Genomic DNA, 8,535 nt, shown 5'->3' with positions numbered 1-8,535 from the left:
GAAAAGGCTATTAACCCCACCCCTACTACACCAGCTATTAATAGTTCTAAGCCGGGAACCTGAAACCCTCCCCCTAATGACTCAGCCGCTTTAATCTCGCTGTAAGTTTCCTTAATGGCTGCATGGGTTTGATAGACTGCACTGCTAATTTTTCGGGTTGAGTGCCAGGAAATAACGCCACCAATAGCAAGTTTTGAAATTGCTACTAATGGTTTACTGTGGCGTATCTCCCAACGTTCGGAACTTAATTCAAAGTTGAAACTTTCGCCAGCATCTATCAAACCAGGAAGCAATGCACAAATAATGCAAGTTGCAACTATCAAACTAATGCTTACTTGTAGGGTAAACAAGAACCAACTGAGACTGACTGAACCAAGTTGACAGACTAGAAATAGCACCCCACTGTCAAGCCGTTTACGCGCTTCTATCTCTTCATACAATTTATTTTCAATGTATTGCAGATATCGCGCTGTGTCTTGGTTTGGTTCTGAGTCTTCAGTATCTAGCAGTTCATCAAGGTGGTCAGGCTGCATAGTAGGATAGGTGGGGTTTTACATACTCAAACCCCAGAAATCTTGACTGTACCAATTTTGGATTTTGGATTACTCAATTTTGGATTTCTCAATTTTGGATTTGTGATTTTGGATTAACAGATTTTTTCTTTTTAAATCTCAAATCAGCAATCTAAAATTGATTGACAAGCGACTGGGGTTATTTATTGGTTAGAAACCTAGTGCAGTTTTCAGTTGTAGCAGTTTAGCTTTTAGTCCTGGAGATGATTGATAGTCTTTCTCAGGTATCAGGTCATATCTGGCTTTGTCTCCTTTATTCAGTGCTTCGTTTAATTCTTTCTTTTCATATTGTTCATCGGCTGCTATTTGTTTGATTTCGGGTCTATTGGACTGTTCCAATAAACTGGTTTTTTGGTCGATTCCTACCAAGTGAGCATCGATATAGCCCTTAATCTGGGTGTAGTTCATCTGGTATTTGTGGCGTTGTGATTCCGCCGACTTAGAAGCCACAAACTCAGCCGCTAACTCACTCCGCGAATGACCATATTTGGTGTTTTCGAGGGTGGCTTTCATGGTCGCTTTATCAATGGCGATTGCTGACTTGCCAGCTTGAACTAAAATATCGCTTACAGCTTGATTGTATGCTTCAGTCCCAGAGATGATTTGCTCATACAATTGGGCTAGTTTAGGTGCAAATTCAGCGCTTAAACTACCTTGTCTTGCTAGTTCGCCTATTTTTTGGGCAGCTTGGACATCACCATTTAAAGCAGCATCAAAGTCTGATAATTCGACACCAAACTTGTTTTTTAGGACATTGCTGATTCGTTTCGCTTTTGGCTGGACGTGGTTCTTGAGTGTTGGAGATTTTGCGGCTTTGAGTAATTTTTTAGTCATTGCTGGTAATATTGGGGTGAAAATTATATGGATTATTTGCGATTTCCTCCGGTAATGCACTCCGTAGGAATCGCACTTTCTTAACTGGTGAAACCTTCTAGGGAGAAAGTTTTACTTGGTTGCGATTGCCGTAGAGTCTCCCAATGCAGTTCTAGCAATGCTTGCTGGGCATCTCCTAAAGTTAAATCAGGGCTGTACTCTACTGCTTGAAAGTCTGGATGCTTTTGGATTTGCTCAATTAGCACTAGGGATTGGTCAATTAGTGTTGACAATTCCTTACTTTCAGTCATTTTCTGAACCACTGGGGAACCTCCAAGTAAATATTAGGATCTTGAAATTCTCTGTACTCTGGTTTGGTGACTCTATGCCTACTAAATCTGTAATTATCAAAGGCTACGAGTGCAGCAGCAAGGGATGAAATGATTAGAATGATGGATATGGCTTTTGAAGGGTTAAAGCTAATGACAAAGCTTTTATCCGGCTTTGCTAGGTGGGAGTGCAAATGCTTTGAGGGCTTGTCTTGTTTGTTGGCGAAAGCGTTCGGAACCGCTTTTGATATCTTGGCTTATGCTCCTTAATCCATCATTTAGCAGTTCGGAATTTTCAGCATCCAGATGATGAATTGTCTCTTTAACCTCTTGCACAATATGTTTGATTTTCTGCCTACTTAAAGCTGCTTTATGCTGGACAAAGGCAGTGATTGCAGCTTTTATCTCTTCCAGTTCATCATCTGAATTTGTACTGGCATAATCAAAGTTTTCGGCTATGGCTGTAACGTCTTCAAGGTTTAGTGCGATACCCATGCTTTCGGCAGTAGATGCAACTAATTCAGAAGTTTCTTGCAGTGCTAATTCACAAGATTGGGTATTTTCTACGAGGTGATTGGAAGTCTCCAGAGGGGCGATTGTTTCCAAGTCTTCAGGAGTCTCTAGAGGTGCGGTTGTTTGCAGTTCTTCGGAAGTCTCTAGAGGTGCGGTTGTTTCTAATTCTGACTCAACTGGTGCAAGTTCGGTGTGTTCCAGTTCTGGTGTTTTCAAATCAACGACTAAACTATTAATTACTTCTGTCCGAATGTCAGAACACCAATCATCTGGGAAGTCTGGACAAAGTTCTAAAATTTTAGCCTCTATCTGGGTGGCTGTTACTTCATTAATACCCTTAGTCTTGAGAGTTCGGCGGATAGAGTCTACTTTGTTCTTGAGTTCTTTCATTTGTAAATCCTGCTAGATGGTCTAGTAATTGCGGTGTAAAAAACTATTTTTGATGCTTGATTAAAGTCGTAATTGGCAGTTCTCGAAAACTGTAAACCTGCCTTATACCAAGCATTTATCAGCATTCGGTCTGTTACGTGAGGTTTGATTGTTCTGAGTATTTCTAACAATTCAATGCCAGTAAAATCAGAATAATCAGTGTAAGTATTTTGAAAACTTTCGTAAGTGGCGATCGCTTGCTTCGTGATTGGGGTGCGTGGGTGCAATGTCTTAAACTGTGCAAACATTTTTAAGGTTTTGACCGTGACAGACATTCCTGACCGCTCTAACTCACTCCGCAGATTTCGCCACCTACGATTAGAAACTTCACCAGCTACAGCCTGATAAGTTTGGCGGTAGTAAGTTTCGCTTGATTGCTTCATAGGCATCAGATACAGATGAATTACATCTGTCAGCAGTGTAAACTGTCTATAGATACTTGTCAACTAGCTATGTACATTTTACAGTAAACTGAATCAATAGATTTTATGGAAATGCCTAGAGTGCAAGTAAAGCGGTCAATTATTATTTATAAAGATTTCCCCGGTTTGGGGGAACGGATTAAAAAGGCTAGGGAGGGGGATAAACGCTCTCTGGTGAGTATTTGCAAGGAATCAGGGGTGTCTAGAACTTACTGGCATCAAATAGAAAATGAGGCGACATTATCCCCAATAACAGAGGACATTGTTCGGAAAATTGAAGCCGCGCTTGGGGTAGATTTAGGGGTAAATTTTGATTGATTTGAAATGATTCTGCGTGAAACCCGAATGCAAAATCGCTGTCTCTAACAACGGTAGAATCAGCTTTTCAGCTAATGCGACACGCAAAATCGCTCCTTTATTCCCTGTCGCACCCCCAAAATGGCACTTGCAGATACATTTCAAATGCCACTGCGACCCTTACCACGCAAAGAATGAAATAAATCTGCAATGTAAAATTTACCCCAAAATACCCCGGTTTTTCATGCCCTTTTCATGCCCTTTTCATGCCCACTTGCCAGAGGGCATAAGGGAAACATATTTAATTTTCCATCTAAATAAATGACTATTTGATAAAAAATGCCGTGTCAAGGATTACCATCAGTAAAGGTACTATTAATATGAATATCTGGTCTCTCCAATGTTGGCCATGAAATCCTCAACAGCCGATTTTCAACTTCCGCCGCACAATGAACCGGCGTTAAAGTGGCTTAGGGAGGCGAAAGATTATGAGTCCGCTCTGGCTCTAATTGCTGGTGGTACTGCACTTGCTACAGGCGGCATGGTTCATCCGCTTGGCTGGGCTGCTTTTGCTTTGGCTTATAAACCGTTGATCCGACTTGAGAAACTTGCACGTCTGGAAAAATTAACAACCGTACTTTTGGATGAGTTTAAAAGTGTTGGTACACAAATCTTTCCAGTCCAAAAAATCGAAGACAAGAACCCTCTGGACTTGTTTGTGAGGTTTCCACGCAGAAGTCACCTGTTTATCTCCATTCGTTCTTTTGGAGATCGGGAGGTAGTCTACAACGAAGCAAGGGAAATTCTACAGATCCGGAAGAAGAATAAGAGGGGTTTGACTACGTGGAAACCTTGTCCATTGCTTGAGTTAGCTGATTACGAAAAGTGGCTAAACAAAAACAGAGACTTGTTTGCAATGTCTTCAAGGGAAGCAACAAAGACACCCGCAGCCAAAGTTTTAGTTTTATGGCCTCCTACCAAGGCGGCTCCAAATCACAATGAACATCTTTATACGGAGATAGAAGGCATGAAAATTTTGGCTCTCAGAAGAAAAGGCACTGCTTTTGTGATTCAGGAGCAGAAAGTAACTGAGTTTATTAGGGCTTGGTTAAATCATTACCAATAGGATAAATACCGAAAACCCGTGGTCCGGTATGGACAACAAGGTTTTCATTTTTCGATTCCATTGCATTGGAATTGGGGATTGGGTTTTTGCGAGCCTAATTAATATCCCTAATAGTAATCTTATCAAATCTTTTGGAGTATTAAGCCATTATCACACTGGCAAACCCAGACAAAAAAGCGATTTAAGAATTTTATCTTCTAAATTTTCCGAACGCTTGTATATAAGATTACTACACCGGATAGCTCCAATTCCTCCACTACACATCAAGGAGGATGGACAAAATGTTAGAATTACAGCCAAATCACGACTCAAAAGCACCACAACCACCAACAACTAAACAGGCAGAAGCTCCAGGGGCAGCACAAGAGTTTATACAGCCCAACATCATCAGGTTTGCATATAACGCCACTGGAAAAAATAAAGACTGGGATTTTAAGAAGCTGGCCGCCAACTTCCGAGATACAGAAGGCACTCTAGCTGATGTCCAGCGCCATATCAAAGCAGGTCACGCCATTTGTGCTGGCTTATTAGGCGGTAAATGGCGCAGTAAAGCCAATATCATCGGTTCCCACTGGCTACTACTCGATATTGATAATTCCGATGTCGCCCGTGATCTTGAAGGCAAACCAATCAAAGACTCTAACGGCAACTACATCAAAGTTTACAAACACCAATTAACCATAGAAGAAGCCCTAGCCCATCCCTTCATCCAAAAACACTGTGCTTTAATCTATACCACAGCTAGTCACAAACCAGACTGGCATAAATTTCGACTGGTTTTCCTTCTCCCCCAATATGTTGAGGGTGCTGATACGGTAGAAGCTTGTACGCGATCCTTGATGCAGGAACTGCCCCATGACCCCGCGTGTAAAGATGCTTCCCGTGTATTTTATGGCAGCACCGAAGCCGAATTTCCCCTAGTCAACCCCGAAGCAACATTACCAGCAGAATGGATAACTAAAGCCGTAGCGATCGCTCACCAGGAGAAAATTGAGTATGAGCGACGCATAGCTGAAATTACTTCCCGCCGTATCCAATTCCAAGAGAAAGCACAAGCCAACAACTGGGATATAGACCAGCTGATAAAACAGGCACTATCATACATTCCTGAGCGCAGCATGGGGTCGGGAAATTATCAGGAATGCTTACAGGTCTTAATGGCACTATACAGCCATTACGGGGCTACTGATGCCGAAATCATAGCAGAGCAGTGGTCACCAAGCATCAAAGGGGAAAGCTGGAACATTCGAGACAAAATTAGAAGCTTTGAGCGATCCCGACGTGCGGGGATCACCATTGGGACACTGTTCCACATCGCCAAACAGTACGGCTTCCGCTTTCCGCAACGGCAGTATGAACCATATCAACAGGACGAAGGACTAATTACCCGCCAAGAGTGGGAATTGGGACGAGTCAGAGAGGACTTAACCAGTTTTCAAAACTTATTAAAACAGGCTTTCGCTCCTGTTGTTAAAGCGGCTCAAGGATTCTCAACCCCCACATCAGGGGAGCCAGTACCCACATCACCGCAGCCAGTACCCACATCAGGAGAGCCAGCACCCACATCACCGCAGCCAGTACCCAAAACTACCACCCCAAGCCGGCAGATAATTGTCTACAAGCAGGGCAATATCCCACACAGAAGCGAAATTACAGGCAATATGTATATTGAGTGCCAACCAGAAGAACATATCGCCGCCTGGGTGGAAGCGATATCTAAGGGCTGGACGCAAATTTTAGATAATTCTCATCCAGGACTGGGCAAATCCCACAACGCTGGACAACTGACAGCTGCCATCTTCGGGATCGATAAATTAATTTACCAGGATGCCAACCACAGAAACCCATCCACACTACCCATCGAGGCTAACTTTGTTGACCTCCCCGTGCGGCACAATGGTTTAAAAATTGACACTAGCCGCACCACCCCAATGGGCGAAAATTTCCTCCTCCGTCCCAGACCAGGAGAAACTCCCGATACTGATGGCAATTGTCACCGCAGTTACTTATTTGAAGGATTTCGGGAGAAAAACTTTCACTCTTTAGATTTTGAGGAAAGTTCCATTAGCCCCATCTGTGACGGTTGTTCCTCTAAGAATCAATGTCGTTTCGCCTCTGGACCTGGTTTTGGCTTCCGAGACCAAAAACGCACGGTCATTCAAAATTACTCCGAAATCAGAGCGCATCCCGACTCTACCCCCGTTACCTTAACCAACGCGGCTGGTCAACCTTTCACAGTCGGGCGGATTTGGGAAGAAGCAGGTACACTCATCAAGCCTGTGCGTTCACTGGAATTGAGATTGAGCGATTTTGATACTACCGTCGCCAAATTAGCTACAAGCGGCTTACCCCCTGAACAATGGTCAAAACTCCAGCCCATTTTACAGGTTTTGCGATCGCTGCTCACCCAAGATATTAAGCCTAATTCCCGTTACGGGTTTAATGATCATGACATCCGGGCGGTACTGCCGGATTTCCCAGAAGGTTTAGACATGGAAGCGATTCACCAGATTTTAGAACCTGATTTAGATTTTCTCGCTGATTTGGATTCCATTGATATCCAGGCAGACCAACAACTCAAAAAAAGTACCGCAGCCCGTTATGCTGCCAAGCAATTAACTAGAGACAGCTCCCGAAATGCTGGTAAAGAATTTCTGGAATTGCCTTTATACTGGCTCACCGATTTCCTAGAAGCTTGGAAAGGTAAAGGTTCTTTGGCTTGTAAGTGGGGTGTAGTAACCATTTATCGTCCTTACGCCAAATATACTGAATTGGCCAACTCTGCCCAATTTAATATTTACCTTGATGCCACTACCACCGCCCAGAAGTTAAAATTGAAACTCAACTATCATGATCCCGTGTTAGTCATCCAGCAGTCACGCCCCGACTACAGCAATTTAAAGGTGGTCAATGTCACTGGGCTGGGTAAATTGTCTAAAAATCGCTCCAGTTCCTTAACTGACCGTGTTAATGCCCTGAAAGAAACTTTGCTTCAAATGCACAAGCATATCGGCATTATCGAGTGGAAAAAAATCGCATCCCAAGCGGAAAACCGCATTGAATACGGTCACTTTGTCGATGGTCGTGGTGTTAACAGGTTTAGTGATGCCGACGCTCTCGCCAGCTTTGGCATTCCCTACCAAAACATCGGCTCGTTAGCAGCACATTTTCAGGTGATGACTGGTCAACCCGTCAACCTAGAAGACCCAGAAAGCACCTTCCAAAAGTATCTCATCGAATTGCTAGAAGCCGAAATCATTCAAGAGATTGGTCGATTACGCGCTCATCGTCGCCCCAACCAACAGCTAACATTCTACTTCTGTGCTGACTATGACCTGAGTTTCCTCTTAGATGAACTCCCTGGCGTGAAATTAGAGGTTGTCGATGCCTGCGATTTCTGCACCGAAGCGGGGAACCGCCAACAGCAGACTGGACACGCCATCGTCAAAGCCTTCACCCAGCTTTGGCAGTCGCAGCAGAAAATTGGTCAAACTGAGATAGCCAAAATCATCGGCATTAGCCAGGAATGGGTGAGCAAATTTACCAAACGCTGGGGCGGTTGGTTTAAGTTTAGAAAAATATTACTTTTACTATTAGACAGTCTTTATAGCGATAGTCATAAAAATTTCACAGACTTGAGCGACGAGGAAAAGTGGTTTGCCCGTGAATACTTCCCCCACCTAGTTACTGAGTCGGAATCATCACCAGAAGATGCCTTAAAACATATAGCTGAAGTGGCTATAAGCGTTACCCAAACTGCGATGCGGCGAATTTTACACCACTGCACCCCTCAAGTTAGGGCTAACTTGCTGATGATTATCTTGCGTTGTTTACCCATCGAAGTTTACTCAGACTTTGCCCCGGTACAAGCCGTAACTAACCCGACAGTGACCTGAAAAAATTTATCTGCTTACATCTCTACTGACCTATCAGTAGTAAAAGATGCTCTTCTTCATGATTGTCTACTTAATCATTGAGTGAGCGTCCCGTTCAGTATGCCTTGTCACGCCGCGCCTTGAGGCTCAATGCCAAAT

The 8,535-nt window shown here is 43.5% G+C and carries 8 protein-coding genes; 3 read left to right on the top strand and 5 right to left on the bottom strand.

All coding sequences use genetic code 11. The annotated features are described in order from the left end of the window. The 5 genes from VB654_RS22390 to VB654_RS22370 form a co-directional block, all read right to left on the bottom strand. A partial coding sequence (locus VB654_RS22390; protein ID WP_323216033.1) for a hypothetical protein occupies positions 1-533 on the bottom strand: 533 nt, incomplete at its 3' end. Positions 534-722: 189 nt separating this feature from the next. Further along, positions 723-1,406 (bottom strand): hypothetical protein, encoded by a 684-nt coding sequence (locus VB654_RS22385; RefSeq protein WP_194003743.1) that lies wholly within the window; start codon positions 1,404-1,406, stop codon positions 723-725. Positions 1,407-1,486: 80 nt separating this feature from the next. Beyond that, a complete protein-coding gene (locus VB654_RS22380) occupies positions 1,487-1,696 on the bottom strand; it encodes a hypothetical protein (RefSeq protein WP_323216032.1) in 210 nt (69 codons plus the stop codon). A 183-nt stretch (positions 1,697-1,879) separates the two neighbouring features. Further along, complete coding sequence (locus tag VB654_RS22375; RefSeq protein WP_323216031.1) at positions 1,880-2,617, bottom strand: hypothetical protein; 738 nt, start codon at positions 2,615-2,617, stop codon at positions 1,880-1,882. Beyond that, entirely contained in the window at positions 2,614-3,039 is a 426-nt protein-coding gene (locus VB654_RS22370; protein ID WP_323216030.1) for a hypothetical protein, read from the bottom strand. Before VB654_RS22370 ends, VB654_RS22375 begins: the two co-directional genes overlap by 4 nt. Positions 3,040-3,144: 105 nt before the next feature. On the opposite strand from VB654_RS22370, the gene VB654_RS22365 reads away from it, so the two are divergent. The 3 genes from VB654_RS22365 to VB654_RS22355 all read left to right on the top strand — a co-directional run bounded on the left by VB654_RS22365 (position 3,145) and on the right by VB654_RS22355 (position 8,397). Continuing rightward, the gene (locus VB654_RS22365; protein ID WP_323216029.1) at positions 3,145-3,396 is read left to right on the top strand and encodes a helix-turn-helix transcriptional regulator; all 252 of its coding nucleotides are present in this window, start codon (positions 3,145-3,147) and stop codon (positions 3,394-3,396) included. A 379-nt stretch (positions 3,397-3,775) separates the two neighbouring features. After that, a complete protein-coding gene (locus tag VB654_RS22360) occupies positions 3,776-4,501 on the top strand; it encodes a hypothetical protein (RefSeq protein ID WP_323216028.1) in 726 nt (241 codons plus the stop codon). Between the two features lie 281 nt (positions 4,502-4,782). Then, positions 4,783-8,397: a PriCT-2 domain-containing protein gene (locus VB654_RS22355; RefSeq protein ID WP_323216027.1), complete on the top strand. Its 3,615-nt coding sequence runs from the start codon at positions 4,783-4,785 to the stop codon at positions 8,395-8,397. Positions 8,398-8,535: the final 138 nt, after the last annotated feature.

Origin of the sequence: Nodularia sp. UHCC 0506, from assembly GCF_034931045.1 — a bacterium.
In the GTDB taxonomy this organism is placed as follows: domain Bacteria; phylum Cyanobacteriota; class Cyanobacteriia; order Cyanobacteriales; family Nostocaceae; genus Nodularia.
This window is presented reverse-complemented; position numbering and strand designations above follow the sequence as displayed.